The sequence below is a fragment of the Streptomyces sp. CBMA156 genome (assembly GCF_014596515.1).
Classification (GTDB): domain Bacteria; phylum Actinomycetota; class Actinomycetes; order Streptomycetales; family Streptomycetaceae; genus Kitasatospora.
In genome coordinates this window covers 1-26,566 of record NZ_MSJQ01000324.1, presented here as the reverse complement: position 1 = coordinate 26,566, position 26,566 = coordinate 1, and the positions used below count along the sequence as shown (strand labels likewise).

Here is a 26,566-nt window from a genome sequence, read left to right as displayed (position 1 = left end):
CCTCGCGGGCCTGCGGGAGCGGGTGGCGGCGGCCGGCGGTGAGCTGACGGCCGGACCGGCGCCCGGGGGTGGCTGGCGGGTCGTGGCGGTGCTGCCGACGGAAGGTGTGGCGGGCCTCGGCGGCTGACCGGGGCGGGGTGGCTCCGGGCCCGGCCGGAGAACCGTTCCGAGCCCGTAGGAAGGCTGCTTCGAGCCTGCCGGCGGGCCGATCCAGGCCATTCGGCACATCCGGCGGCGGCTGATTCGGGAGTCCGAGCGATCGAATGGGCCGATCGGCCGATGGCGACGAGCGTCGGCGACGGGCAAGGATGACGGTGTGGCGATCACGGCACGGGATTCCCCTGGGCCGTCACGACGGACGAATCTCGATCGGGGGATCAGCCTGTGATGCGTGTGGTCATGCCTGTCGAGAATTTTTCTCGCGTGCGAATTGTCGGGATTATCGACCGGGAAATGGAGGCGGTGCCGGCGTCGGAGGAATGGCGGAGCGGTGGGGAGTTCTTCCGATGTCGCCGCCGCGGTCCGCGCGTTCCACCGGGTGGCGCCGCTGCCCTGCCGGGGGGCTGCTCAGCCGCGCTCGGTCAGGCCCGACTCCCAGGCCCAGGCGGCGATGCCCACCCGGTTGCGGGCCTTCAACTTGCGCTGGAGGTTGGCCAGGTGGGTCTTGACGGTGCTCAGCGAGATGAACAGCTCGGCGCCGATGTCGGCGTTGGTCAGCCCCTCGGCGACCAGGGCCGCGATCTCCTCCTCGCGACTCGTCAGGGACTCGACCGGAGAGCGGTCGACCCGGCGCGGGCCGGTGAAGTGGTGCAGCAGGCGGGCGGTGATCTGCGGGCTGATCAACGAGTCGCCGGCCACCGCCGAGCGGATCGCCTCGGCCAGCAGCGCGGGCCCCGAGTGCTTGAGCAGGAAGCCGCAGGCGCCGTTGCGCAGCGCGGTGTGCACGTACTCGTCGAGGTCGAAGGTGGTCACCACGACGACCTTCACCTCCGGCGTGCTGCCGGCCAGTCGCCGGGTGACCTCCAGCCCGTCCAGCTCCGGCATCCGGATGTCGACCAGCAGGACGTCCGGCCGCAGTGCGCGGACGGCCTCCAGGGCCGCCAGGCCGTCCGCGGCCTCGGCCACCACCTCCATGTCGGGCTGGGCCGCCAGGATGTGCCGGAACCCCTGGCGGACGTTCGCCTGGTCGTCGGCGATCACGACACGCGTTTTCATGGCGTCATGGTCGCACGGGTTATCGGCACTCCCGAAGTGAAGGCCTGGATTCCGCCCGGTACCTGTCGGATTCATTTCCCGCTCAATGCCGGTGTCGCGTGCCGGGGTGCCGGGGAAGGTCGGTTCCGGTCGGAACGGAATACCGGAATTCCGGAGGTTCCGGCAGACCCCGGAATTCGGTTCGGCGGAATGCGAAACGGCCGACATCCTGGCACTTCGGGAGCCCGACGAGGAGCCCGTCACCGACGCCCCGCTCAGCTCGTACAGCCTGGCCGACCGCTGACCTCCAGGGTCCGGCAGGACCGGGTGACGGGGAGGGGACGGCCGCGCTGCCTGTGGCCTTCCCCGACTCCGCATCCGCTTGACCGCTTGGGGGTGAGATGACCGTGGCCGTGGCGTCGGAACCGATTCCCCGCCCGGGCGGACCGCTCGGCGGGCTGCGACTGTGCGTCGCCGAGGTGCGGGCGTATCCGGGGCGGGTCACAGGTGTCGCGGTCGCCTGTGCCCTCACCGCCGCCGGGATGGGCGCCTGCCTGGTGCTGTTCGCGGCGGTCAGCGGCCCGTCCTACCCGGAGGGCTCCGCGGCCGCTGCGGCGGCCGCCGACGCGCAGAGCCTGCTGGGCCTGCTGCTGACGCTGCTGCTGATGTCGGCGGTGCTGGTGACCGGATCGACGGTGGCGCTCTGGACCAACCAGCGGCTCGGGCAGTTCGCCGTGCTGCGCGCCCTCGGGGTGACGGCCGGCCGGCTGCGGGCCCTGGTGGTCGCGGACGTCGCGCTGGTCGCGCTCGCCCCCGCCGCCGTCGCCGCGGTGGCCGGGACGGTCCCGGCGGCCGGGTTCGGCAGGCGGGTGCTGATCGAGCGGGAGCTGTTCCCCGCCGCGGTCGAGCTGCCCTCCACCGGGCAGACCGGGGCGATCGCGGCCGGCGCCTGCCTCGGCACCTGCGCGGTCGCGGTGCTGGCCGCGCTGGCCAGTGTGCTGGCGGCCGGCCGGGTCCAGCCGATCGACCTGCTCAAGGAGGAGTCACTGGCGCTGGCCCCGCCCCGCCGCAACGCCGGCCGGCTGGTGGCCGGCGTCGCCATGGCCCTCCTGCTCTGCGGGCCGCTCGTGGTGCTGATGGCCGCGACGGACATGCCGCCGGTGTTCCAGGGCGCGATGGTGATGGGCCTGGCCATGTCCGTCATCCCCACGCTCGCGGTGCTGGCGCCCTGGTTCGTGCCGCTGCTGACCGGCCCCTGCTGCGTCCTGCTGCGGCTGCTGGACCGGAGGGCCGGGCGGATCGCCGCCGCCGGGCTGCGGGCCGCGCCCGCCCGGACGGCCGCGATCGCGGTGCCCGTCCTCCTGGCCGTCGGCACCGTGGTCTGCCTGCTCGGCTCGGGGGCGACGATGGGCGCGGCCGTGCACCGGCAGACCGGGCAGGCGCTGCGGGCCGACGCCGTGGTGACGGCCGAGCCGGGCAGCCGGCTGCCCGCCCGGCCCGCCGGCCTGCCGGGCGGCACCGCCGTCGCGCCGATCGCCACCGAGGTGACCGCGCCGTCCGGCTTCTACGACGACCAGCCCCGGCCCACCCAGGCCTGGGGCGTCGACGGGGCGGCCCTGCGGAGCGTCCTGGACCTCGGCGAACAGCAGGGCGGACTGACAGAGTTGGTGCCAGGCACGTTCGCGGCCGGCAGCACCCAGGCGGCCTCCCACCACTGGAAGCTCGGCCAGAGCGTCGGCCTCAGGCTCGCCGACGGACAGGAGACGCAGCTGCGGCTCGTCGCCGTCTACCAGCGGGACCTGGCCTTCCCCTCGTTCGTCCTCCCCGCCGACCTCGCCCTCGCCCACACCCCGGCCCCGTACGCCGACCGGGTGCTGCTCCGCGGCGATCCGAACACCTGGGAGCTCCGGCCCGGTCAGCGGCTGGCCGCGCGGGCCGACTACCTGGCCCACCTGCGGCCGCGCAGCGTGCAGGACGACATGGCCTCCCGGCTGATCGTCTCCGTGGTGGGCGGCTACGCGCTGCTCGCCGTCGCCAACACCTGCGCCATCGCCCAGCGGGACCGCCGCTCCCAGCGCGCCCACCTGCGGGCCCTCGGTCTCGGCCGCGGGCAGCTGCTGCGCTGCGTGGTGTACGAGGTGCTGGCCTCGGCGCTGGTCGGGGCGGTCCTGGCGGTGGTGACGGCCGGGATCTGCCTGGTGCCGCTGGCCCGGGCGGTCGGGCAGGGGCCGCTGCCCGCCCTGGACGTGCCGTGGACCGTGGGCGTGCTGACCGGGGTGCTGGTCGCCACGGTCGTACCGGCGGCGCTGGCGGCCCGTCCACTGCGCGGCATCAGGCGCCAGTTCGCGACGGGGTCGTCGTGAGCGGGGCTGCCGTCGGGAGGCCGGGGCGGCCGTTCCGGCTGCTCCACGGCGGCGAGTCCGCCTCGGCCCCGGGGGCCATCGGCCGGACGCGGCGGACGCCGGAAGTGCCGAAGTCCGGGTGCTCATCGAGGACTTGGACACGGCCCGCCGGCCGTCACGCCACACAAGATCAAATAATCTCCCGGCGCCCCGGCGTACGCCGGGGCGCCGGGACCTAGGTCCTATTTTGACCAAGCGGGAACCATGCAAGGCTGAGGCCGCGCGATCAACATGTTGGGGAACCACCCGGGAATCCGCCAGGACCGAATCCGTTCACTGGCCGACTGATTTTCGCGTACTGCGGCCCGGGCATCGGATTTCGAGCAATCGGAAGGTGGGGTCTTGGTGGTGAGCGGCCTGTCAAGCCAACCGCAGTCGGGCTCGAACGAGCTGAGAGTGCACTGGAACTCGCCGCTCAGCGGGCAGCGGAAGGCGTCGGGGAAATACCAGGTCGGCCAGCTCGACTTCGACGAGATCGTCGAATTCGCCCAGGAAGCGGACAGTCTGGGCGTGGACTCGCTCCTCATGGGGATCGGCTTCCACATGCCTGATCCGCTCCCGATGCTCGGCGCCCTGGTCCGGGAGACCAAGCGCGTCAAGTTCCTCCTCGCCTACCGTCCCGGACTGCTTTCGCCGACGCTCTTCGCCCAGGTGGTCAACACGGTCTCGTGGATGTCGGACGGGCGGATATCCCTCAACCTGGTCGCCGGCACCTCCCCGGCCGAGCAGGCCTATTACGGGGACTTTCTCGCGCACGACGAGCGCTATGCGCGCTCCAACGAGTTCCTGGACATTCTCCACCGATTCTGGCGGAATGAGACCCCGCTGTCCTTCGAGGGCGACCACTATCGCATCAAGGACGCGCAGATCGGCCTGGGATACAAGGGCGGAGGCCGTCCCGAGATCTACATCAGCGGGGCCTCGGAGGTGGCGCAGCAGACCGCTGTGGACCACGGCGACTGCTGGCTGCGGTACGGCGACACCCCCGAGGGAATGGCCGCGGCGGCGAAGTCCGTCCTGACGCAGGGCGGCCGCGTGGGAACCCGCATGCACGTGCTGGCGAGGGAGAGCCGCGAGGAAGCGCTGGCGGATCTCGCCGAGCTGATGGGCAATCCCGACGAGGAACACCGGAAGCGGATCGCAGCCGCGGTGGCCTCCTCCGATTCCGTGGCGGTGAAGACGTCCTTCCAGCTGGCCGACTCCGCGGAATCCGACTGGATTTCTCCCATGCTGTTCTCCGGCGCCGTGGCGTATCGCGGCGGGCCGGCTCTCTGCGTGGTGGGCAGCTACGAGGAGGTCGCGGCATACCTCTACGAGTACAAGGCGGCCGGGGTCAGCGAGTTCATCTTCTCGGGCTGGCCGACGCAGGAGGAGATGCGGATCTTCTACACCCGGGTGCTGCCGCTGTTGCGCCGGCACGAACGCGCCGGGTAGGTGGTGTGAGGGCCGGCGCCCCCAGCGCCGCGCAGCGTGGGTCGATCACGCCGCGCGCGGGCGCGGGCGGCGCCGGCGCCTTCCCGCGTGTCGAGAGGCCCTGAAGTGCCGGGTGCCGGCGGGTTGCCGGGTGCGGGTGTGTGATCCCCGGCGGTTCCGAACGCCTCGCCCGCCTCGCCACGACGAACCGCTTTCGGAGGCCACCACCCGCTCCGACCACTGCCGTGTCCCGCCGCCTCGACCACGGTACGGGCCCTGTTCCGGCGCCCCGAGCGCCCGGCGGACCCCCGCCGCCGACACACCCGCCGCCATCGCGTCCGCCGCCATCGTGCCCGCCGAGGCCGCCTCCGGGACGCGAGCCGGGAGCACGCCCCGCGCGACGGCCACCTCGGGTGATGACGCGGGCGCCTTGCCGCGACGGTGACGCCAGCGGCCGGGCCGCGACGGATTCTCCTTCGACAATGCCGTCAGCTGGGCTTTTCTCGGTTTTCCCGAGGTCGCATGCGTCCGCCGGCGCGCATTCGCCACCCGCACCGGGGCCCGGTCGGCGGCCGAACCGGATCACCGGCTTCCGGGCAATCCCCCGGCTGCCCGGTGCCGGAGCCCGGTCGGCTGCGAATGGGCCCGCCGGGTCGGCCCCGATGTGGAATCCATCGTTCCACCTGTCCTCGCTCCATGGCGGGTGTCGGTGGCTTTGGGCGGGCGCCGGATTTTGACAGCGAACACTGGCCGACCGATTGCACCAGCGTGTAGCCTGGAATGTGTTTGAGCAGTTTCAGTCTGCGTCTTGAGCGAGCATCAAGGGGGACACCTTCGCCTGACCGTGAAGCGCTGCTTCGTGGTCGAGCCACCGATTCTTCACAGCGTTGCCATTTTCGCCTGCGAACAATTGGTGCGCTCACACAGGGGGAGATTGCATTGACGTCCTGCCTATGCGCACTTCCCATCGATTCGCCGGGCTCCTGTATTCAGGGCGGTACTCCCCATCCGGGAGCCGTCGATCCGGCAGCGAAATTCTATCCACCCGGCAGGATTACGGCTTGGCCGGTGCCGGTGCCGGTGCCGGTGCCAGCGTCAGTGCCAGCGCCGGTGCCGATGTCAGGGCCCGGCCCGGCCGGGGGAGGCCGGAAGCGAGGTCGTCGCCCCGGCCGGTGCCCCCCGGTGACGAGTGGCGGAAGACCGTCGTGGACGCCACCCTCCGGGATCCCCGCCCCCTTGCCCGGTTCGAGGCCGCCTCCGCCCCTCTCCGCCCCTTCCGACGTCCTGCCGGCCTGTACGGCGGGGCCGGGCCGGATGTCGGGCCGCCTGCCGTGACCGCCGCCGCCGGGTGACCTGCCGGCGCTCACCGCTCACCGCTCACCGCTCACCGCTCAGCGCCGGGGGTGCCGTGTGATGGAAGCCCCTGGACGTTTTTCTCGTGCTCTTCGAGAGAAGGAAAGAGGAGACAGGACGTGGAAGAAGCGCTGGCCACAAAACTCACCTGCCGGGAGTTAGATGTGCTCGGACTGCTGGCCGGAGGGCTGAGCAACCGGCTCATCGCCCGAAGGCTGGACATCTCCGAGAAGACCGTGAAGAACCACCTCAGCAGCATCTACCTGAAGATCGGCGCCACTGACCGCACGCAGGCCGCGCTCTACGCCCGACACGTCGGCCTGCCCGATCCGGGGAAAGCGACTCCGTCCGCCCCGGCCTCCGTTCCGGCGTCCGATCCCGTCCCCGAAGAGGGCTCGCCGCCGACCGGCCCGGCCCTCACCGCGCGCGAGCGGGGCGTACTCCGGTTGCTGGCAAGGGGGTTGAGCAATCGGGTCATCGCCCGAAGACTTGACATCTCCGAGAAGACCGTGAAGAACCACCTCAGCAGCATCTACCTGAAGATCGGTGCCGCGCACCGCACTCAGGCGGCGCTCTACGCCCAGTGCGTCGGCCTCGCGTCCTGAGCGGCTCGCAGCCGGACCTCCTCTCCGGGGGGATCGCCGCTGCCACTCGGTGCGCCCGGTCTTCCGCGGTCGCGTCGGGTCGGTGTCGCGAGCCGGTCCGCTGACGCGGAGCCATTACGTCGCTGACGTGGAGCCGTCGCACCGCCGACGTCGCCGCCGGGACCACGGCCCGGGTCTCGCCGTACCGGCCGGTCGACGGCAGGGTGCTGCCGCTCACCGTCATCCCTCCTCGACGAGGAACCTCCGCACCAGCCGGCCCGCCTCGTCCCGGCACTCCTCGAAGTAGGCGTGCCGGGCGCCCGGGAAGAGGTGCGTCCGGGCACCGGGGATGCGCGAGGCGAGCAGCCGGAGGTTGTCCGGCGGGGTGAGCCGGTCCTGGTCGCCGTGGAGGACCAGGGTGGGGGCCGCGATGCCCGGCAGTTCGCTCCACGCGTCGTGCCCGTTGCTGGCGACGAGGTGGGCGCGGCGCGCATGGGAGGGCATGTGGGGGTCGCCGAGGGTGCGGTAGGGGCCGGGGTGCGCGGCCTGCCAGGCGGGGGAGTACATCAGGTCGGTCAGCGCGCGGCGGACGGCCTCCGGATCCGGCCGCGCGAGGGACCGCCGTACCGACGCGTCGCGCTCCACGGCGTGCGGGCCGCCCGGGGAGGTGCAACCCAGGACCAGCCGGCGGACCCGCTCCGGGTGGCGGATCGCGAGCCACTGCGCGACCCGGCCGCCCATCGAGGTGCCGTACACGTCGGCGCGCGCGATGCCGAGCGCGTCCAGGACCGCGACGACGTCGTCCGCGAACTGCCGGACGGAGTACGGCCCTTCGGGCTTGTCGCTGGCGCCCGTGCCGCGCGGGTCCAGGGTGACGGTGGAGCGCACGGTGTGGAAGTCCTCGCGCACGCCGTCCCACCAGTGGTGGTCGTTCGCCTGCCCGGGGAGCAGGACCAGCGGCGGCCCCTCCCCGCGGTGCCGGTACGCCAAGGCGGTGCCGTCCTGGGCGCGGGCGAAGGCCGGGGCCGGCCGGCCGGGTTCGGTCATCGACGTCCTTCGAACGGGCACACGGGGCACGGAGGCGGCGCGTGGTGTCATGGGTCCTCCTCACGGTAGCCCGAAGAGGCACGGGGCAGGAGCGCTATCGAGGTTCTGCCGAACGGGGGCTGCTGCGCGGGATCCGCGGCGGGTCCTCAGATCCGCCAGTCGCCCGCGATCTTCAGCAGCCGGTCGTTCTGCTCGGGAGTGCCGATGGTGATCCGCACCCCCTCGTCGCCGAAGGGGCGCACCATGACTCCCGCCGCCTCGCACGCGTCGGCGAACGCCGGCGAGTGCGAACCGAGGCGCAGCCAGACGAAGTTGGCCTGGCTGTCGGGAACGCTCCGGCCCGCGGCCCGCAGGGCGCGGGTGACCCGGGTGCGCTCGGCCACCAGGGTCCTGACCCGCTCCAGCAGTTCGGGTTCCGCCGCCAGCGAGGCCCGCGCGGCGGCCTGGGCGAGGCCGCTGACGCCGAACGGCACGGCGCAGGCGTGCAGCGCGGCCGCGACCGGCGGATGCGCGACCGCGTAGCCGACGCGCAGCCGTGCCAGCCCGTACGCCTTGGAGAAGGTGCGCAGGACGGCGACGTTGGGACGGTCGCGGTAGAGCTCGATGCCGTCGGGTACGCCGGTGTCGTCGACGAACTCGCGGTACGCCTCGTCGAGCACCACCAGCACGTCGCCGGGCACCCGGTCGAGGAAGCGCTCGAGTTCGCCGCGGTGCACGGCCGTGCCGGTCGGGTTGTTGGGGTTGCACACGATGACCATGCGGGTGCGGTCCGTCACCGCGTCGGCCATGGCCTCCAGATCGTGCCGCTCGTCACGCAGCGGGATCTGCACGGGGGTGGCCCCGGTGGCCCAGACGAGCATCGGGTACGCCTCGAACGAGCGCCAGGCGAACAGCACTTCGTCCCCGGCACCGGCCGCGGCGCACAACAGGTCCTTGGTGACGCCGAGCGATCCGGTGCCGGGCACGAGGTGCTCCGGGGGCACCGCGAGGGCCGCGGACAGCTCCGCGACCAGTTCACCGCTCCTCGCGTCGGGGTAGCGGTTGACGCGTCCCAGCTCCTCGCGCACCGCGGCGACGACCGACGGCAGCGGGGGGTAGGGGTTCTCGTTCGACGACAGCTTGTCCACCAGGTCGCTGGGCGCGGCCCGGCCCGGGACGTAGCGGGGCAGCCCGGAGACATCGGCGCGCAGCCGGGGGACGGGTGCAGAGGGCATGGGGGAACTTCCTGAACGGGGGAGCGGACGGTGGTGCGGGGGCGTCGTTCATCCGGGAGCCCGGTCCGGGAGCCACGGACCTGGGGAGCCGTGCGCCGCGACGAGGCGCGCGGGCGGGAGATCCGGCCCGCGCGCCGACACCCCTGGGATCAGCCGACGGCCCCGGCGGGCGCGTCCTCCTCCTCGACGGCCGTGGTCAGGACCCCTGCCCTGGCGAACTCCTCCATGAAGCTGGGGAAGGACAGCCGGACGTCCTCGTAGCCCGAGAACCGGTTGGCGGACTGCATCCGCAGGCCGGCCACGAACAGCGACATGAAGATGCGGTGGTCGCCCCAGCTGGACAGCGTCACTCCGCCGGGGTACGTCCGCGCGCCGCGGACCTCGAAGCCGTCGCAGACCCCGTCGTCGTACAGGACCTCGATGTCCACGCCCGCGCGGGTCAGTTCGGCGGCCATGGCCTCGATGCGTGACGCCTTGTGGAACCGGGTGAGGCGCCCGCCGGTCACCCGCAGGCTGCCCTGCACGTACGCCCCGAGGGCGGCGAGCGTGGGCACGATGTTGGGGCAGTCCCGCACATCCACCGCGAAGTCGCCGCACAGGCTGCCCGGCGGGTTGTCGACGGTCAGCGACAGGGTGTCCCGGTCGAAGGTGACGCTCACCCCGAGCTGCTCCAGGATCGGGACGATCGCGAACTCGCCCTGCATGCTGTCGCCGTACACGTTGGTCAGGACGGTCCGGCCGGGGAAGAGCGCGGCGGCGGCCAGCAGGTACGAGGCGGAGGTGTAGTCCTCGTGCGTGGTGACGTCCTGGGCCTGGTAGGAGGAGGGCTCCACCTGGTAGTGACGCATGTCCTCCGACGCGGAGACCTTGATGCCGGCGTCGGTCAGGCTCGCCAGCGTCTGCCGGATGTACGACTGGGAGTAGACCTCGCCCGTCACCTCGATCTCCACCGGGCCTTCGGCCAGCGGAGCGGCGAACAGGATGGCGGTGATGAACTGCGAGCTGATGTCGCCCGGCAGCCGGCAGGTGCCGCCCTTCAGGCCGCCTCCCCAGTTGACGACCGGGGCCTTGTTCTCGTCGACGATCGACTCGATGTCCGCGCCCAGTTCGCGCAGCGCCTCCAGCAGGGGCTCCATCACGCGCCTGCGCAGGGTCGCGTCGGCCGTCACCACGACCGGCGACGGCAGCGCGGAGGCCAGCGCCGTCACGACGCGGAACACCAGACCCGAGCCGCGGGACTGGATGACCCGCCGGATGTCCGGGAGGGCCCCTCCGATGCCCTGGATCTCCAGGAACCCGTCGTGCTCGGTGATCTCGGCGCCGAAGGCACGGCACGCGTTCTTCATCGTCTCCGTCTCGTCGCAACGGAGGTCGTTGTGGACGCGTGACGTTCCCTCGGCCAGTGTGCCGGTCAGAATTGCCCGTTGCGTCTCCGGTTTCGAAGAAGGGACGCGAAAAGTTCCGGAGAAGGAATCGATCGGATCAACCTTCAGCAGCATCCTCATGTCTCCCGTTTCGCATCGTTCGCCGTCTGGTTTCTTGCAGGCGATGTCGCTTAGACGTCCGGGGCCGGCATTGTCCGCGGAGCGAGAACAGGTCATCCCACCGCTTGGCGCTTCGATGTCGGGGCGGGAGTTCGGAGAACCCTCCTGGCGCGCGTGGCAGCCCTCCGCCGGCGTGGAGGGGGCGATGGGAATTCTGTGTCCCGTGGAGCGGGGGCGGCAATAGGTCCATCTACCCATGGCGTTTCCGGCCGCCGGGCAGCCCCGCCCTCTCAGGCCAGGACCCGGAAGGACTTCTCGTAATAGATCATGGGCGTTCCCGTGCCTTCTTCCAGGCGCGCGCCCGACACCCGGCCGATCAGGATCGTGTGGTCCCCGGCCGGGTGCCTGGCGTACATCTCGCAGTCCAGCTCGACGAGCGCGCCCGCGACGGCCGGCAGTCCGCCGGGCGTCAGGGACAGACCGCCCGAGGCGAACTTGTCGGCACCCTTGGTCGCGAACTGCTCTGCCAGCGGCCGGTGTTCGGGGCCAAGAACGCTCACCGCGAAGTGCCCGCACGAGTCGAACGCCGCGAAGGAGTCGGCCGAGTTCGCCAGACAGACCAGGACCAGCGGCGGGTCCAGCGACACCGAGCAGAACGAACTCGCCGTGAAGCCGCGCGGCAGCCCGCAGTCGTCCAGGGTCGTCACCACCACGACCCCGGCCGCGAACCGGGCCATCGCCGACCGGAATTCCTCGGAGCTCGCCCGCCGTACGGTCTCCGTTCGCTCCGTCACGACAGCATCACCACCTGTCCCGCGAAATTGAGTCCGGATGTGAAGCCCGGCTGCGGGGCCGTGTCCCCGCTGGGTGCGGCACCGGCGTTGTCCGCGGCGCGGGAGCATGTCGTCCCACCGTCGGGCGCTTCGATCGGGCGCTTCGGCGCCGGGGCGGAAGTTCGTGGAACCCTCCCGGCGCGCATGGCGGCCCTCCGCCGGAGGTGGAGGGTGCGATGGGAATTCTGCGTCCCGTGCGGCGGGTGCGGCAATAGGTCCATCTGCCCATGGCGTTTCCGGTACCGGGCGGTCGGGGTCCTCCGTTGCCGAGAGAGGGCGCCGTCGTCGGTGCTCAGCGGTATCACCGGGCCCCGGGGGCGGGACCTAGGTCCTATTCTGACCAGGCCGGTCCCGTGCGAGGCTGTGGCAGCGCGATCAACACGTCGAGGGCTGTTCCCGGGATTCAGGTCCGGGTTCGTCCTTCGGGCCCGAAAGGCCCGCCGTTCGCCGCCGTCAAACCGGCCTGTGGCCGGGCGCATCCATGCTTCCTGTGAACCGTGAGGCGATCCATGTCCAGCGCAATCCTGTTCTTGACCCGCTGGCCCTTGTACGAGGACGAGCGACGCTGGGAGAACCGCCTCGCCGCTCCCGACCTGGTCTTCGACCCGGAGACCGACCGCGTCACGTACCTCTGTGACGAGGGCGGTCGCAGCGGAGTGCCCGCCGACGCCGAACGGGTGCACGTCGTACCGGACTTCGGCGACGTGGACGGTGTGCTGAGGCTCGTCGACGCGGTCGTCCGCGACGAGGGCCCGTTCGACCACGTCATCGGCTTCTCCGAGATGCTCCTCGACCTCGCGGCGACCCTGCGCGAGCGGTACGGCATCCCGGGCTCCGGCATCGAGGAGACCGCCCGGTTCCGCGACAAGACCGTCATGAAGGAGCGGGTGTCGCGGGCCGGCCTCCGCGTGCCGCGCTGGGCGTCCTGTCGCACCGAGGAGCAGATCCTCGCGGCCGCCGAGGAGTTCGGCTACCCCGTGATCGTCAAGCCGGTGCGGGGGGCGTCCAGCCAGGGCGTGCGCGAGATCGCCTCGGCCGAGGAGCTGCGGGCGCTGTGCGCCGAACGGAGCCTGGACGACCTGGAGATCGAGGAGTTCGTGCAGGGCGAGATCCTGCACGTCGACGGTGTCCTGGACGCCGAGGGCAAGCCGCTGTTCCTGTGCACCTCGCGCTACATCTCCACCTGCCTGGACTTCGAGGTGCTGGGCGCGCCGCTCGGCTCGGTCTTCCAGACCGACCCCGCGGTGCGCGGCCGCTGCGAGGACTTCGCCGTCCGCTGCCTGGCCGCGCTCGGTCTGCGCAGCTCCGCCTTCCACCTCGAACTCTTCGACACCGGCGACGAGTTGGTGTTCCTGGAGGTCGGGGCCCGGGTGCCGGGTGCCGACGTGTCCTATGTCATCGACGACGTCCACGGCGTGAACCTGTGGCGGCTGTGGGTCGACGTGCTGCTCGGCCGTCCGGTGGACCTGCCGGTCCCCGACCCGGAGCTGAGCGGCGGCTGGCTGATCATCCAGGGTCCCAAGCCGCTGCCCCAGAAGGTCACCGCCGCCACCTCGCTCCTGGGCCACATCCCGTATGTGTACCGCGAGTTGGTGCCAAGGCCGGGTGAGGTCCTGATCTCCAGGCCCGGCTCGTACGCCACGCTCCAGGGCGGCCGTTTCCTGTTCCGGGGCGGCACCCAGGAGCAGATCGAGGAGGCCGTGCGCCAGGCGAGTGCGCAGTACCGCCTGACGGCCGAGCCCGTCCCGTAGACCGCCCGAACCATCGCGCGCCCCGGCCGTAGAACCGTCGAGTCCATGGAGGAAGACGTGGGCCAGTTGAGCCATGCGGAGCTGGTTGAGAAGAAGTTCGTACTGTTCGCCGAAGAATGCTTCGGACTCTTCACGAGCAAGATCGCCGCCTCACTGGTCCGCTACAACGGGGACCGCTGCGTCGCCGTGATCGACAGCCTCCAGGCCGGCCGGACCGTGCAGGACGTCCTCGGCTACGGCGGCGCGATCCCGATCGTCAGCCGGGTCGAGGACGCTCTGCACCTGAGCCCCGAGGTCATGATCATCGGCAAGGGCCTGCACTCCGCGGACCTGCCCCCGAACTGGAAGCCGCACATCCTCGCCGCCGTCCGGAACGGCCTGCACCTGATCAACTCGATCCACTACCGCCTCGCCGGCGACCCGGACATCGCCAGTGCCCTCCGGGAGAAGGGCGTCACCGTCTGGGAGACCAAGGACACCCCGCCGGTGCGGCTCAACAAGGCCCGGGTCCTGGACCTGGACACCTGGGTCGTCCACACCTGCGGCAGCGACTCCAACATCGGCAAGAAGACCGCCGCCCTGCAGATCTGGCACGAGGCCAACCGCATCGGCATCAGCACCGGCTTCGCCGCCACCGGCCAGAGCGGCATGCTGATCTCCGGCCACGGCTTCGCGGTCGACGGCGTGCCCGGCGACTTCATGGCCGGCGCCGTCGAGCAGGTCGTCATGGAGGCCGCGGCCGGCAACGAGTGGGTCGTCGTCGAGGGCCAGGGTTCGCTCAACCACATCGGGTTCAGCGGCGTCGCCCTCGCGATCCTGCACGGCGCCCTGCCGCACGCCCTGGTCTTCTGTCACCGCCTCGGCGCCGAGCGCACCAAGGTCTGGGACACGCCCATCATCCCCATCCCCGAGCTCATCCGTATGAACGAGGAGCTCTCCGTCTTCGAACGGCCCGCCAAGGTCGCCGCCGTCAGCGTCAACAGCTTCGGCTTCTCCGAGGAGGACTACCGCCGCGAGGCCGAGAAGCTGGAGGCCGACACCGGACTGCCCGTCGTCGACCCGGTCCGCGAGGGCGGCGCCGCCCGGCTCGTGGAGATCCTGCGCGCCCACCAGCGCGAGACCGCGGACCGGCTGTCCGGCCGCCGGCGCTGAGAGCGGCCCCGGAACTCCGAGGAGATGCACCGATGAAGAGAGCGATCCTGCTCCTCATGCACCAGGGCAAGTCGTACACCGAGGAGATCGCCGCGGCCACCGCCGGGCTCGATCTGGCCCTGGTCGCCCTCAGCTCCCGGCCGGAGGCGCCGGAGGTCCTGGAGGCGAGCCGCCGCCACCTGGCGGACTGCGTGGTCACCGAGGAACCCGAACTGTGCTCCGGCGACCTCGACAAGGCCGTCCGCGAACTCGCCGACCGGGGCTACCGGGTCGAGGCCGCCATCGCCAGCTTCGAGGGCTACCGGTTGCTGATGGCGGAGCTCAACGAGCGGCTCGGCGCGCACGACTCCGCCGCGGCCGTGCTGCGCCTCTGCCTCGACAAGTACGAACTGCGCCGCCACCTCTTCGCCGCTGGGCTGAGCGAGGTCAGGCTCCACCGGCTCGCCCCCGGCGTGAAGCCCGAACTCGACCCCTCCACGCGGTGGTTCGTCAAGCCGGTGCGCGGCGCCTCGTCCTTCGCGACCTTCGTCCTGGACGACGTCGACGACCTGGCCGACCTGCCCGCGCTCCAGGAGCAGATGCGCGCCGACCGGCGGATGAAGGCGATCTTCATGGACCGGTACGACTTCCTCGTCGAGGAGTACGTCGAGGGCCCGGAGTTCAGCTTCGAGACCTTCGTCCTCGACGGCCGGGTCCACCACCTGTGCGTCCACGAGAAGGCCCGCGTGGAACGCCTGGAGCGGACCACCCTGGAGGGGATGTCGGTCAGCCCGCCGGTGAGCCTCGACCGTGAACTCGTCCTGGAGGGCGCCGACCACGTCACCCGCTGCCTCGCCGCGCTGGCGGAGCACGGGATGATCGCCGGCGTCTTCCACATCGAGGTCAAGTACTGGGAGTCGAGGAAGCGCTGGGAGATCATCGAGATCAACCCCCGGATGGGCGGCAGCCTCATCAACGCCAGCGTCCGGACCGTCACCGGCCACTCCCTCCTGGACCTGTGGACCGAGTCCCTGCTGCTGCCCGACGCCGGGCAGGACGCCTTCCACGACCGGCTCACCCGCGCCTCCCAGCTGGAAGCCCTGCGCACCGGCACGCCCACCCGGGCGACCGTGTTCCTCAGCAAGTACGGCGAGAAGGGGCGGACCGTCGACGCGATCCGCTTCGAGCCGCCCACCCGTCCGCCCCGGATCCTGCGCGTCCACGTGGCGGAGGGAACCGAACTCGAGGCGTCCGACCGGGGAATCTGCCTGATGGACGCCCTGTGGGACGTGGCGGCCGACGACCTGGAGGCCGAGACCGCCTTCCTCGACCGGCACGCGACGGAGCACTTCCACGTCCGCTACCGCTGACCACGGCACCACACTCCGACCCTTCCGTGAACGTCCCACGCGAACCCTCTTGTGAAGGAGAACGCGATGAACCGCGTGCAGAACTCCGGGATCACCTACCCGAAGCCGTTCTACAACGAGGAGCAGAGCCGTCTGAAGAAGGCCGAGCTCGACCGCTACATGGACAAGAAGATGGCGGAGTGGAAGGCCACCGTCCCCTTCGCGTCCCACCTGACCGAGCCCGAGCTCCACCAGGCGTACTACCGCCGCACCCTCATCGAGCACGTGTGGCGGATCCGCCTCTCCCGGGTCAGCCAGTCCAAGGCCATCTACAAGATCGCCCAGATCGCGCCGAGGGCCGCCCGCGACTACGCGCAGTACCAGGCCGACGAGATGCTGCACGACAAGCTGTACGTCAGCGACGCCGAGGCCGCCGGCGTCACCGAGGAGGAGATCCTCGCCACCGAGCCCTACCTCTCCACCCGTCTTCTGGAGGGCTTCTTCTACTACGCCCTGGAGCACGAGTCGGTCCTCGCGCCGGTCGTCTCCAACTACCTGGTGGAGTACACCCAGGTGAAGCTCCAGCCGGCCATCGTCGAGAACCTCCAGGACCGGCTCGGCAAGGAGAACGTCAAGGGGCAGGCCGCCCACCTCCACGTCGACACCACCGAGGACCACTCCCAGGAGATGTGGGACATCCTCCACCAGCTGATCTTCAGCGAGGAGGACTTCCAGAAGGTGTTCAAGTACATCGACGACGTCCAGGAGATCCTCGCGCTGTTCTTCCGGGAGATCTACGAGGACACCGTCGCCAAGCACGCGCAGGCCACCGTCTGACCCGTACGTCCAGGGCCCGCGCCGACGACCGGGCCGGCGTGCGGGGACCTCGGGCGCCTGAGGGGTGAACCGGTCGGGGGAACCACGGGGACCGTACGCGTCCCCGCACCGGACGCACCGGACGCACCGGACCGGAGACACGGCGGGCGGTCCTCCGGTGCCCGGGCCGGGGGCACTCGCGGCAGCCCGCCCCGGCCCGTGCGGGGTTCGGCCGGGGTACCGGCCGACGGCGCCTTCCAGCTGTCGCGGGTCCGCCGGGCGGTCGTCGCCCGGCGGCCCCGCACGAGCCACACCCTCATCGCACCGCCGCCACGCAGGAGAGAGGAACTCCGCCATGTCCGCACCCGACACAGCCGCGTTCGTCAAGGAGTACCGCGAGAACGGCTTCGTGGTCGCCGAACGCCTCTTCGATCCGAGTGAAGTCGCCGAGCTCAACAACGCCATCACGGAGATCCTGAACGTCTCCGACATCGGCGCCGTCGCCGAAGTGGAGCCCGGCGACAACGGCATGGCGCGCCGGATCTGGTCGCCCACCAAGCAGCACTCCGCGTTCGAGCGGGCCGCCGCCCACCCCCTGCTGCTCGACCACGTCGAGGCGCTCATCGGCCCCGACATCCTGTTCCACTACAGCAAGCTCCACCTCAAGGCCCCGCAGGTGGGCAGCGTCGTGGACTGGCACCAGGACTTCGCCTACTACCCGCACACCAACACCGACCTGGTGACGGCCCTCGTCTACCTCGACGACACCACCACCGAGAACTCCGCCCTCCAGGCCGTCCCCGGCTCCCACCACCGCCTCGCCGACCACTACGTCGACGGCTTCTTCCGCGGCAAGGTCGTGGGCGCCGACGCCCCCGACCCGGCGCAGGCCGTGGCCATCGAGGCGCCCGCGGGCAGCGTGGTCTTCATCCACCCCCTGCTCCTGCACTACTCCTCCCCGAACCGCTCCGACCGGTACCGCCGCGCCTTCCTCCCGGCCTACCGGGCGGCCGACGCCTACCCGATCCACTTCGGCGCGCACGCCGGCCACAACGAGGCCGGAGTGAAGCTGCTGCGCGGCAAGGTGTCGGACACGGCACGGGTGGAGGCCGGGACGTGGCGCCTCCCGCTCGCGGAGCGCCCCTTCGGCTCGCTCTTCCAGCTCCAGGAGGGCGCCAACCAGGGCACGGCCGCGGCGGCCACCGGGTACGCCACACTGGATGAGGCGAAGTGACAGCCCCGTGAGCACGCCGAACGTGACGGTCGTCCGCGCCTGCCTGCGGGGCGGCGCGGGCGGCAGCCCCACGGCCGTCGTCCTGGAGGACGGCGCGGACGGCGCGGCCGGCGCGGCCGGCGCGCGGCCGGGCGACGACGAGCGGCGCCGGACCGCGGCGGCCCACGGCGTCTCGCACGCCGTGTACGTACGTCGGGCCGGCGACACGACCGAGCTGCGCTTCTTCACCGCGGAGGAGGAACTGCCCGCCTGCGGGCACGGCACGATCGCAGCCCTCGCCCTCCTCGCCGCACGGCACGGCGGCGCCGGGCCCTACCGCGCCACCCTCCGGGCCGGGGGCCGGGTCTTCGCCGGGCGGGCCGAGCGGGCCGGCGAGCTGATCACCGCCGCCTTCGACCCGGGCCCCGTCGATCTGCGCGAACCCACCGCGGGGGAACGCGCCCTGGTGCTGCCGGCCCTCGGCCTCACACCGCACGAGACCGGGCCCAGCCTCCGGATCGCCGGCGTGGGCCGTGAGCGCATCCTGGTGCCGGTCCCCACCCGGGCCGTGGTCGCCGGGCTGCGCCCCGACCTCGACCGCCTCAAGGCGGTCTGCGACCGGTTCGGCCTGCTCGGCGCGTACGTCCACTCGGAACCCTCGCCCGACGGCGGGCTGGCGGCCCGGATGTTCGCCCCCTCGATCGGCGTTCCCGAGGACCTCGCCAACGCCAACAGCACGGCCTGTCTCGCCGCGCACCTGGCCGGCCGGGGCACCCACCGGATCGCCGTCGACATGGGCGACTCCCTCGGCAGCCCGGCCACCGTCACCGCCACGTCGAGACCGGACCTGAGCGTCGAAGTCGGTGGCGCCGCACGGGTCTTGACCGAGAGACCGGGAGTCCAGGACTCCTGAGGGCGGCCGGGCCCCTGATTGACGTTTCGTCAGATCAGCGTGTCCGTGCGGCGATTGCCCGTCCGGCCGGCTCTCGTGCCCGGGCCGTCGACCCCTGGGTCAGAGACCCGGCCGGCGGGCCCGGGCCGCCTCGATGTCCGGGACGTGTTCCTCGGCCCAGCGCCGTACGGCACGGAGCGGGACGAGCAGGGAGCGGCCCAGCGGGGTGAGCGCGTACTCGACCCGGGGCGGATTCTCGTCGTACTCGTGCCGGCTGACCAGGCCGTCGGCCTCCAGGGAGCGCAGCGTCTCGGTCAGGACCTTCGGGGTGATGTCCCGGATGTGCCCCTTCAACTCGCCGAAGCGGCGCGGTCCGTCCTCCAGGGCGTTGACGACGAACACGGTCCACCGGGCGCCGATGCGGTGCAGCACCATGCGGCTCGGGCAGGTCGCCGCCATCACGTTGTACGCCTTGCCCATCACTGCCTCCGGTTTCGTTGAAGATACCGGTATCAAATCCATACCGTTGCACCCGATCCTACGAGAGGGAGTGCGAACCATGGAGCGGATCCTGGTCATCGGCGGTGCACGGGCGCTCGGCGCGGCCGTCGCGAGGCGGGCGAAGAAGGACGGGTACGACGTCGTCGTCGGTGCCCGCGACCTGGCCGCGGCCGAGGCGCTGGCGAGCGAGATCGGCGCCACGGCGGTGCGGATCGATCTGCAGGACGAGTCGACGATCGCGGCCGCGGCGGACCGGCTGAAGGACGGCGTCGACCACATCGTGACGACCGGTTCGGCGCCGCACGACGTCCGCGCGACCGAGCTGGACCGCGACAAGCTGGTGGCCGCGTTCACAGCGAAGGTGGTCGGCCCGATGCTGGTCGCCAAGCACTTCGCGCCGGTGCTCCGGCCGACCGGGTCGATGGTGCTGTTCTCCGGTGTGGTCGGCTGGCGCCCCGGGCCGGGATCGCTGGTCAAGGGGGTCACGAACGGTGCGCTCGAGTACGCCGCGCGCCACCTGGCGGCGGATCTGGCGCCGGTACGGGTCAACGCCGTCTCGCCCGGCGTCGTGGACTCGGGCTCGTGGGACCGCCTCGGCGACAAGAAGGCCGCCCTGCTGGACAAGAGCGCGGCCGGGACCCTCGTCGGGCGGCACGGCGAGACCGACGACGTCGTCGACACGGTGATGTGGCTCCTCCGGGCGGGCTTCGTCTCCGGCGAGACGATCCACATCGAGGGCGGCGCCCGCCACAAGACCGCCTGACGCGCGGACCGTCCTCGTCCTCCGGGCCCACCGGGCCCGGAGGACCCGGCACATGAGGGCGCCCGGGCATAGCCATCACGGAGTCGGAGGGACAGTCAGTTGGACACCACCAGTCAGCGCCAGCCCGGCGAACGGACCGAGCCGCCGGCCGGGAAGGACGCCGGGCGAGGGCTGTCGGCCCGGCTGGTGGCCCGCGGCCTCATACCCGAGACGGGCCCCAAACGGGCCTTCGCCGGCACGACCTTCGTCAACCAGATCGGCAAGGGCCTCTTCATCGCCGGTGCCGCGCTGTTCTTCACCCGCTCCGTGGGCCTCCCGGTCGCCCAGGTCGGATTCGCCCTGGGCGCCGCCGCCCTGATCGGACTCGCCGCCGGCATCCCCGTGGGCCACCTGGCCGACCGGTACGGCCCGCGCGAGGTCTTCCGGCTCACGCTCCTGGTGCAGGCCGTCGCCGTGGCGGGGCTGGTGTTCGTACGCTCCTTCCCGGCGCTGATCGCGTGCCTGTGCGTGGCCGAGCTCGCCGTCTCGGCCGGCACGGCCGCCCGCGGCCCGCTGACCCGCGCCCTGGGCGCCCCGAACCCCACCCGCTACCGCTCCTACCTGCGTGCCCTCAACAACATCGCCGTCGGCTGCGGAGCCCTCGCGGCCGGCGTCGCCGTCCAGCTGGACACCAGGACCGCGTACGTGTGCCTCATCCTCGGCACCGCCGTCATGTTCCTGGTCTCCGCGGCCGTCTCCTTCCGCGTCCCGTCCGTGCCGCCGGTGGAGGTCCCGGCGGGAGGCAGCCGCTGGCCGGCCCTGAAGGACAAGCCGTACGTGGTGCTCACCGTCCTGGACGGCATCATGTCCATCCAGAACCAGGTGCTGATCTTCGCCCTGCCGCTGTGGATCATCGGGCGCACCGACGCGCCCCGGTGGTTCGTCGGCGCGAGCGTGGCCGTCAACACCGCCCTCGTGGTCTGCCTCCAGGTGCGGGTCAGCCGCGGCGTCGACGACAACGCGTCGGCCGGCCGCACGGCGCGCCGCGCGGGGGTCGCGTTCCTCTTCTCCACCGCCCTCATCGCGGCGGCAGGCGGCGCTCCCGGCTGGGTCGCCGTGGTCGTCGTCGTGCTCGGCGTGGTCGCCCTCACCGTGGGCGAACTGTGGTACACCGCCGCCTCGTTCGAGCTGTCCTTCGGCCTCGCCCCCGAGCATGCGCAGGGCCAGTACTCGGGCCTGTTCGCCATCGGCCAGGGTCTGTCCAACGCGATCGGCCCGCCGGTGCTCGGCCTGGTCTGCATCGGCTGGGGCGCGCCGGGCTGGCTCGCCATGGGAGCGCTCTTCCTCGTCGCCGGGCAGGTCGTGCCGCTCGTCGTGAAGTGGTCCGACCGCACGCGCGCCCACAGCCCGGGCTAGACCGCCCGCCTCAGCCCGCCATCCGGTGACGTCCAGGGCGGCACGAGCAGGTCCACCGTGTCCCGGCCGGCCGCTTCCGGGCCGGCCACCCGGCTGCGGGTCCGGCACGGACGGGCGGCGGCGTGAGAGGGTGACAGGGTGAATCGTCTCGCCGACGCGACCTCGCCGTATCTGCTGCAGCATGCCGACAACCCGGTCGACTGGTGGCCCTGGGGGCCGGAGGCGTTCGCCGAGGCGGAGCGGCGCGGCGTGCCGGTGCTGCTGAGCGTCGGCTACGCCGCCTGCCACTGGTGTCACGTGATGGCGCATGAGAGCTTCGAGGACGCCGGGCTCGCCGGGTACCTCAACGAGCGGTTCGTCGCGGTCAAGGTGGACCGGGAGGAGCGGCCGGACGTCGACGCCGTGTACATGGAGGCGGTGCAGGCCGCGACCGGGCAGGGCGGGTGGCCGATGACGGTGTTCCTCACCCCGGGGAAGGAGCCGTTCTACTTCGGCACCTACTTCCCGCCGCAGCCCCGGCACGGCATGCCGTCCTTCCGGCAGGTGCTGGAGGGCGTCGACGCGGCCTGGCGGGACCGGCGGCAGGAGGTCGGCGAGGTCGCCGGGCGGATCCGCGCCGACCTGGCCGAGCGGGCCGCCGTCTACTCGGCCGGCGCCCACCACCCGCCCGGCGAGGCCGACCTGCACCAGGCGCTGGTGACCCTCAGCCGCGACTTCGACCAGAACCGCGGCGGCTTCGGCGGCGCGCCCAAGTTCCCGCCGGCCATGGTGCTGGAGTTCCTGCTGCGCCACCACGCCAGGACCGGCTCGGAGGCGGCGCTGGAGATGGCCGTCCGCACCGGCGGGGCGATGGCCCGCGGCGGCATCCACGACCAGCTCGCCGGCGGCTTCGCCCGGTACGCGGTGGACGCCGGCTGGGTGGTGCCGCACTTCGAGAAGATGCTGTACGACAACGCCCTGCTGCTGCGCGCGTACCTGCACCTGTGGCGGGCGACCGGCGATCCGCTGGCCCGCCGGGTCGCGCTCTCCACGGCCGACTTCCTGCTGCGCGAACTCCGCACGCCCGAGGGCGCGTTCGCCTCCGCGCTGGACGCCGACAGCCTGGACGAGGAGACCGGGAAGTCCGCCGAGGGCGCCTACTACGTGTGGGAGCCCGGCCAGCTCGTCGACCTGCTCGGCCCCGCCGACGCGGCCACCGCCGCCCGGCTGTTCACCGTCACCGCCGAGGGCACCTTCGAGCACGGCACCTCGGTACTCCAACTCCTCGCCGAACCCGAGGACTTCGCCGAGTACGAGGCGATCCGGGCGCGGCTGGCCGAGGCCCGGACGGCCCGGCCCGCCCCGGCCAGGGACGACAAGGTGGTCGCCGCCTGGAACGGCCTGGCCGTCGCCGCGCTCGCCGAGACCGGCGCGCTGCTGGAGCGCCCCGACCTGGTCGAGGCCGCCGAACGCGCCGCCGACCTGCTGCTCGCCGTCCACCTCACCCCGGACGGCCGGCTGCTGCGCACCTCCAGGGACGGCCGGGCCGGCGCCAACGCCGGTGTGCTGGAGGACTACGCGGACACCGCCGAGGGCTTCCTCGCGCTGTACGCCGTCACCGGCGACGCCTCCTGGCTCCAGCTCGCGGGCGGCCTGCTCGACACCGTGCTCAAGCACTTCACCGACGAGGCCTCCGGCGCGCTCTACGACACCGCCGACGACGCCGAGGAGCTGATCCGCCGCCCGCAGGACCCGACGGACAACGCCACTCCGTCCGGCTGGACGGCCGCCGCCGGCGCCCTGCTGACGTACGCCGCGTACACCGGCTCCGACCGGCACCGCACGGCCGCCGAGCGCGCCCTCGGCGTGGTCGGCGCGCTCGCCGGACGGGCCCCGCGGTTCATCGGCTGGGGCCTCGCCGTCGCGGAGGCGCTGGTCGACGGGCCGCGCGAGGTGGCCGTGGTCGGCCCGGACGGCGACCCGGCCACCGCGGCGCTGCGGCGGGCCGCGCTGCTCGGTACGGCGCCGGGGACGGTCGTCGCGGTCGGTGCGCCGGGGGAGGCCGAGGTGCCACTGCTGGCAGACCGGCCGCTGGTCGGCGGGGCGCCCGCGGCGTACGTCTGCCGGCACTTCGCCTGCGACGCCCCGACCACCGATCCGGCGGTGCTGGCGGAGAAGCTGGGCGCGGCGGTCGAGTAGAGCGGCGGCCCGACGGCCGGCGGACGTTCGCGGTACTTCGAGATTGGTCGAAATATCGTTTGCGAGCGAACCCCGGCCGGCGTCATCATGGGTCATGACCTGGACTTTCACCACCTCCCTCGACGAGTTCCGGGAGGAGGCGGGCGCCTTCCTGGCCGCCCGCCCCGCCGAGAACACCGTCCTGCTCACCATCGCGCACCGACTGGCCGAGTCCGGTTTGACCGTGTTCGGTGACCGGCCGGTCTTCGGCTGGTGGCGGGCCGAGGAGGACGGTCCGGTCGGCGGCGCCTTCCTCCAGACGCCGCCGTTCGCCCCCCGGCTCTCCTTCATGCCGCCGGCCGCGGCCGCCGAGCTGGCGGTCGAACTGGCCGCCGCGGGGCCGGAGTTCACCACGGTCACCGGGGTGGGCGGGGGCTCCGAAGCGGTCCGCGCCTTCGCCGGGGCCTGGACGGCGGCCACCGGCGCCGGGCAGTCCGTCCGCTTCGACGAACGGCTCTACCGGCTCGGTGAGTTGGCCGACCCGCCGCGCCCGCCCGCGGGCCGCCACCGGCTGGCCGAACCGGCCGACCGCGAGCTGGCGATCCGCTGGTACGAGGAGTTCCTGGTCGAGGCCGGGGTCGAACTCCCCGACGTGCCAAGGGCGGTGGACGAGCGGACCGCGGCCGGCTGCCTGCACCTGTGGGAGGACGAAGGCCGCCCGGTCGCCCTGGCCGGCAGCAGCCCGATCCTCGTCGGCATGTCCCGCGTCGGCCCGGTCTACACCCCCGCCGAGAGCCGCGGCCGCGGCTACGGCACCGCCGTCACGGCCGCCACCTCGGCCCACCTCCTCGCCCGCGGTGCCACCGAGGTCCTGCTCTACACGGACCTCGCCAATCCGACCAGCAACTCCATCTACCAGCAGATCGGTTACCTGCCGGTGGAGGACGCCCTGACCGTGGACTTCGGCACGGCCTAGAGGTGCCGCGGCGGGCGGGCCCGCACCGGCCGACGGCCGCCGCGGGCCCGGCCGTCCGTCACTCCCAGTCCCACCGGATGCCCAGGAGGCACGGCCGCAGTGCCGTGGCGACCAGGTGGACGCAGCGGCGGCCGTCGAGGGTGAGTTCCTCGGTCTCGTACGGGAGCTCGCCGGGGGAGTGGAGGGCGAAACGGTGGCACCGGACGGGGAGGGCGGCGGGGTGGAAGGCGATCTGGAGGACGTACTGGCCGGCGCCGGAGTTGAAGCCGCGGACGTACTCGCAGCTGGGGCCGGGGGAGGGGGCGTCGTCGAAGCCGTAGCCGAGCAGGTGGGTGTCGCCGGCGCGTAGTCGGCGGTCGAGGAGGAGTTCGGCGGCGAGCAGGTGGTGGGCCTGGTCGCGGCGGATGCGGCCGGGGCGGCAGTTCTCCTCGGCGCGGACGCCGACGCGGGTGATGTCGCTGCCCGGGTCGCCCTGGTAGAGGGCGAGGTAGCGGTCGATGCCGTCGCGGTGGGCGCGCAGTGCGTGCTGGGAGTCGCGGCGGGTGAGCCGGCGGTCGGGGCCGATCCGGACGCGTTCGATGTGGGTGATGGTGTGCAGCCCGGTGTCGCGCGGGCCGGCCAGGGTGGCGAGCAGGCCGTCGACGGCGACGGCCGGGGAGATGAGGTCGCGGTACGGGAGTACGGGCGGGCCGGCCGGGGCGGGCTCGGCGACGCGGCGGGGGCCGAGCAGCCGGGTGAGGGAGTGCTCGGGGAGGTCGAGGACCTCTTCGAGGGCGGCGACGGCGCGCAGTGACTCGGTGCGTTCGGGACGGCGGCGGCCCTGCTGCCAGTAACTGAGGCTGGTGAGGCCGACGGTGACGCCGCGCAGGGCGAGGTGGCGGCGGATGCGGTGCAGGGCGAGGCCCCGGGCGGAGATCGCGGTGCGCAGGGCGAGGTGGAACGGGCCGGTGCGCAGGGCGGCGGCGAGGTCGGCTGGGTCGCTCCGGTGGATGGCGGCCTCCTGGGGGCGGGCGGTCCGGCGCCCGGACCGCCGGGACGGATCGCCCGGACGGATCGCCCGGACGGACCGCTCGGACGGACCGGTGTTTGACCGTGAATATTCACATCGGTGTGGCGGTTTGTCACCGGTTCCGGCCTGCCACGCGGGGGTTTCCCGGGTGCCGTTCACATCCGGGTCGGCCCGTTCACACCTCGGTCCCGGCCCCGCCGAGGGCCGTTGACCCGCCCCTGACGAGGCGCGATGCTCGGGGCGCGATCCGGACCGCGCCCCCCACACAGCACCTCGCTCCACTCGTGCAAGGAGGCATCCCCCCATGCCAGTTCCACGGATACGGCTGCGCCGTGCGGTCTCACTGCTCGCCCTCGGCGTGCTGGGCCCGGCGCTCACCGCCGCGGCGGCGGCGCCCGCGATCGCCGCTCCCGCCCAGGGCCAGGCCCAGGACCGGGCCGTGCACCAGGTCCGCCGGGCCGCCGCGCCCGGCAGCACGGCCGACCTGGCCGGCACGTACAAGAAGCTCAACATCACCATGCAGCAGCAACAGCAGACCAACTGGTGCTGGGCGGCGAGCGGGAACACCATCGCCACCTGGTACGGCTACAACTACAGCCAGAACCAGTTCTGCAACGTCTCGTTCGGCCGCTCCGCCGACTCCGGCTGCCCCAACAGCCAGGCCACGCTGGGCGATGTGCAGAACGGGCTGAGCCGGGTCGGCATCACCCCGGGTTCGTACGTCAACGGGTACCTGAACTACGGCACCGTGCAGTCCGAGGTGAACGCCGACCGCCCGGTCGAGACGCGCATCCAGTGGAGCTCGGGCGGCGGGCACATGCACGTCCTGTACGGCTACGACACCGCGAACAACTGGGTCTACTGGGGCGACCCATGGCCCTCCAACTACCGCTACAACTGGGCGGATTACCGGTACTACGTGAACAACAGCACGTTCTCGTGGACCCACTCCCTGTACCGGATCGGCGCGTGAGGGCGACCATGACCGAGACCAAGAGCCGCCGTCGGACCACCGCCACCGCAGCCGCCACCGCCACCGCCGCCCTGCTCACCGTCGGCCTCGCGCTGGCGCTCGCCCCGGCCGCGCAC

The 26,566-nt window shown here is 72.4% G+C and carries 21 protein-coding genes; 14 read left to right on the top strand and 7 right to left on the bottom strand.

Annotated features, from left to right (window positions below; genetic code table 11):
• Positions 1–567: 567 nt before the first annotated feature.
• Positions 568–1,215 carry a response regulator gene (locus tag BU198_RS28220; protein WP_188299693.1) on the bottom strand — a complete coding sequence of 216 codons (648 nt, stop codon included), beginning with the start codon at positions 1,213–1,215 and terminating at the stop codon, positions 568–570.
• Positions 1,216–1,607: 392 nt separating this feature from the next.
• On the opposite strand from BU198_RS28220, the gene BU198_RS28215 reads away from it, so the two are divergent.
• The 3 genes from BU198_RS28215 (at position 1,608) to BU198_RS44340 (ending at position 6,967) form a co-directional block, all read left to right on the top strand.
• Positions 1,608–3,557: an FtsX-like permease family protein gene (locus BU198_RS28215; RefSeq protein ID WP_188299692.1), complete on the top strand. Its 1,950-nt coding sequence runs from the start codon at positions 1,608–1,610 to the stop codon at positions 3,555–3,557.
• A gap of 384 nt (positions 3,558–3,941) precedes the next feature.
• On the top strand, positions 3,942–5,030 hold the full coding sequence (locus BU198_RS28210) for an LLM class flavin-dependent oxidoreductase (RefSeq protein ID WP_317620351.1): 1,089 nt from the start codon (positions 3,942–3,944) through the stop codon (positions 5,028–5,030).
• A gap of 1,451 nt (positions 5,031–6,481) precedes the next feature.
• Positions 6,482–6,967: a response regulator transcription factor gene (locus tag BU198_RS44340; RefSeq protein WP_411293243.1), complete on the top strand. Its 486-nt coding sequence runs from the start codon at positions 6,482–6,484 to the stop codon at positions 6,965–6,967.
• A 219-nt stretch (positions 6,968–7,186) separates the two neighbouring features.
• On the opposite strand, the gene BU198_RS28200 is transcribed toward BU198_RS44340, so the two are convergent.
• The 4 genes from BU198_RS28200 to BU198_RS28185 form a co-directional block, all read right to left on the bottom strand.
• The gene (locus BU198_RS28200) at positions 7,187–7,993 is read right to left on the bottom strand and encodes an alpha/beta fold hydrolase (RefSeq protein ID WP_188299691.1); all 807 of its coding nucleotides are present in this window, start codon (positions 7,991–7,993) and stop codon (positions 7,187–7,189) included.
• Between the two features lie 146 nt (positions 7,994–8,139).
• A complete protein-coding gene (gene hisC, locus BU198_RS28195; RefSeq protein ID WP_188299690.1) occupies positions 8,140–9,207 on the bottom strand; it encodes a histidinol-phosphate transaminase in 1,068 nt (355 codons plus the stop codon).
• Positions 9,208–9,356: 149 nt separating this feature from the next.
• Positions 9,357–10,706 carry a 3-phosphoshikimate 1-carboxyvinyltransferase gene (aroA, locus tag BU198_RS28190; RefSeq protein ID WP_223245044.1) on the bottom strand — a complete coding sequence of 450 codons (1,350 nt, stop codon included), beginning with the start codon at positions 10,704–10,706 and terminating at the stop codon, positions 9,357–9,359.
• A gap of 275 nt (positions 10,707–10,981) precedes the next feature.
• Positions 10,982–11,485, bottom strand: a complete 504-nt coding sequence (locus BU198_RS28185) for a flavin reductase family protein (protein WP_317620350.1) — start codon at positions 11,483–11,485, stop codon at positions 10,982–10,984.
• 548 nt (positions 11,486–12,033) lie between these two features.
• Between BU198_RS28185 and BU198_RS28180 the strand changes: the two genes are divergently transcribed.
• From BU198_RS28180 to BU198_RS28155, 6 genes are all read left to right on the top strand, one after another.
• Positions 12,034–13,275 carry an acetyl-CoA carboxylase biotin carboxylase subunit family protein gene (locus BU198_RS28180; RefSeq protein WP_188299688.1) on the top strand — a complete coding sequence of 414 codons (1,242 nt, stop codon included), beginning with the start codon at positions 12,034–12,036 and terminating at the stop codon, positions 13,273–13,275.
• Between the two features lie 45 nt (positions 13,276–13,320).
• A complete protein-coding gene (locus tag BU198_RS28175; protein ID WP_223245043.1) occupies positions 13,321–14,427 on the top strand; it encodes a DUF1611 domain-containing protein in 1,107 nt (368 codons plus the stop codon).
• 32 nt (positions 14,428–14,459) lie between these two features.
• Entirely contained in the window at positions 14,460–15,776 is a 1,317-nt protein-coding gene (locus BU198_RS28170; protein WP_188299687.1) for an acetyl-CoA carboxylase biotin carboxylase subunit family protein, read from the top strand.
• A 66-nt stretch (positions 15,777–15,842) separates the two neighbouring features.
• A complete protein-coding gene (locus BU198_RS28165) occupies positions 15,843–16,592 on the top strand; it encodes an iron-containing redox enzyme family protein (protein ID WP_188299686.1) in 750 nt (249 codons plus the stop codon).
• A 334-nt stretch (positions 16,593–16,926) separates the two neighbouring features.
• Positions 16,927–17,805, top strand: a complete 879-nt coding sequence (locus tag BU198_RS28160; RefSeq protein WP_188299685.1) for a phytanoyl-CoA dioxygenase family protein — start codon at positions 16,927–16,929, stop codon at positions 17,803–17,805.
• A gap of 7 nt (positions 17,806–17,812) precedes the next feature.
• Entirely contained in the window at positions 17,813–18,697 is an 885-nt protein-coding gene (locus tag BU198_RS28155; protein ID WP_317620349.1) for a PhzF family phenazine biosynthesis protein, read from the top strand.
• 99 nt (positions 18,698–18,796) lie between these two features.
• On the opposite strand, the gene BU198_RS28150 is transcribed toward BU198_RS28155, so the two are convergent.
• Positions 18,797–19,156 carry a winged helix-turn-helix transcriptional regulator gene (locus BU198_RS28150; protein ID WP_188299683.1) on the bottom strand — a complete coding sequence of 120 codons (360 nt, stop codon included), beginning with the start codon at positions 19,154–19,156 and terminating at the stop codon, positions 18,797–18,799.
• A 79-nt stretch (positions 19,157–19,235) separates the two neighbouring features.
• Between BU198_RS28150 and BU198_RS28145 the strand changes: the two genes are divergently transcribed.
• From BU198_RS28145 to BU198_RS28130, 4 genes are all read left to right on the top strand, one after another.
• On the top strand, positions 19,236–19,940 hold the full coding sequence (locus BU198_RS28145; protein WP_188299682.1) for an SDR family oxidoreductase: 705 nt from the start codon (positions 19,236–19,238) through the stop codon (positions 19,938–19,940).
• 99 nt (positions 19,941–20,039) lie between these two features.
• Positions 20,040–21,335 (top strand): MFS transporter, encoded by a 1,296-nt coding sequence (locus BU198_RS28140; protein WP_223245042.1) that lies wholly within the window; start codon positions 20,040–20,042, stop codon positions 21,333–21,335.
• A gap of 138 nt (positions 21,336–21,473) precedes the next feature.
• Positions 21,474–23,513: a thioredoxin domain-containing protein gene (locus BU198_RS28135; protein ID WP_188299681.1), complete on the top strand. Its 2,040-nt coding sequence runs from the start codon at positions 21,474–21,476 to the stop codon at positions 23,511–23,513.
• Between the two features lie 94 nt (positions 23,514–23,607).
• Positions 23,608–24,468 (top strand): GNAT family N-acetyltransferase, encoded by an 861-nt coding sequence (locus BU198_RS28130; RefSeq protein ID WP_188299680.1) that lies wholly within the window; start codon positions 23,608–23,610, stop codon positions 24,466–24,468.
• A gap of 58 nt (positions 24,469–24,526) precedes the next feature.
• Here BU198_RS28130 and BU198_RS28125 read toward each other — a convergent pair whose 3' ends face one another.
• Positions 24,527–25,459: a hypothetical protein gene (locus BU198_RS28125; protein ID WP_188299694.1), complete on the bottom strand. Its 933-nt coding sequence runs from the start codon at positions 25,457–25,459 to the stop codon at positions 24,527–24,529.
• A 322-nt stretch (positions 25,460–25,781) separates the two neighbouring features.
• Here BU198_RS28125 and BU198_RS28120 point away from each other — a divergent pair, with 322 nt between their 5' ends.
• Entirely contained in the window at positions 25,782–26,450 is a 669-nt protein-coding gene (locus tag BU198_RS28120; protein ID WP_188299679.1) for a papain-like cysteine protease family protein, read from the top strand.
• The last annotated feature ends 116 nt before the right edge of the window (positions 26,451–26,566 follow it).

Excerpts from the sequence above, each read along its gene's own strand:
- BU198_RS28165 (WP_188299686.1), top strand. The coding sequence starts at position 15,843 with ATGAACCGCGTGCAGAACTCCGGGATCACCTACCCGAAGCCGTTCTAC.
- BU198_RS28160 (WP_188299685.1), top strand. The coding sequence starts at position 16,927 with ATGTCCGCACCCGACACAGCCGCGTTCGTCAAGGAGTACCGCGAGAAC.
- BU198_RS28170 (WP_188299687.1), top strand. The coding sequence starts at position 14,460 with ATGAAGAGAGCGATCCTGCTCCTCATGCACCAGGGCAAGTCGTACACC.
- hisC (WP_188299690.1), bottom strand. The coding sequence starts at position 9,207 with ATGCCCTCTGCACCCGTCCCCCGGCTGCGCGCCGATGTCTCCGGGCTG.
- aroA (WP_223245044.1), bottom strand. The coding sequence starts at position 10,706 with ATGCTGCTGAAGGTTGATCCGATCGATTCCTTCTCCGGAACTTTTCGC.
- BU198_RS28150 (WP_188299683.1), bottom strand. The coding sequence starts at position 19,156 with ATGGGCAAGGCGTACAACGTGATGGCGGCGACCTGCCCGAGCCGCATG.
- BU198_RS28180 (WP_188299688.1), top strand. The coding sequence starts at position 12,034 with ATGTCCAGCGCAATCCTGTTCTTGACCCGCTGGCCCTTGTACGAGGAC.
- BU198_RS28200 (WP_188299691.1), bottom strand. The coding sequence starts at position 7,993 with ATGACCGAACCCGGCCGGCCGGCCCCGGCCTTCGCCCGCGCCCAGGAC.
- BU198_RS28145 (WP_188299682.1), top strand. The coding sequence starts at position 19,236 with ATGGAGCGGATCCTGGTCATCGGCGGTGCACGGGCGCTCGGCGCGGCC.
- BU198_RS28120 (WP_188299679.1), top strand. The coding sequence starts at position 25,782 with ATGCCAGTTCCACGGATACGGCTGCGCCGTGCGGTCTCACTGCTCGCC.
- BU198_RS28130 (WP_188299680.1), top strand. The coding sequence starts at position 23,608 with ATGACCTGGACTTTCACCACCTCCCTCGACGAGTTCCGGGAGGAGGCG.
- BU198_RS28220 (WP_188299693.1), bottom strand. The coding sequence starts at position 1,215 with ATGAAAACGCGTGTCGTGATCGCCGACGACCAGGCGAACGTCCGCCAG.
- BU198_RS28175 (WP_223245043.1), top strand. The coding sequence starts at position 13,321 with ATGGAGGAAGACGTGGGCCAGTTGAGCCATGCGGAGCTGGTTGAGAAG.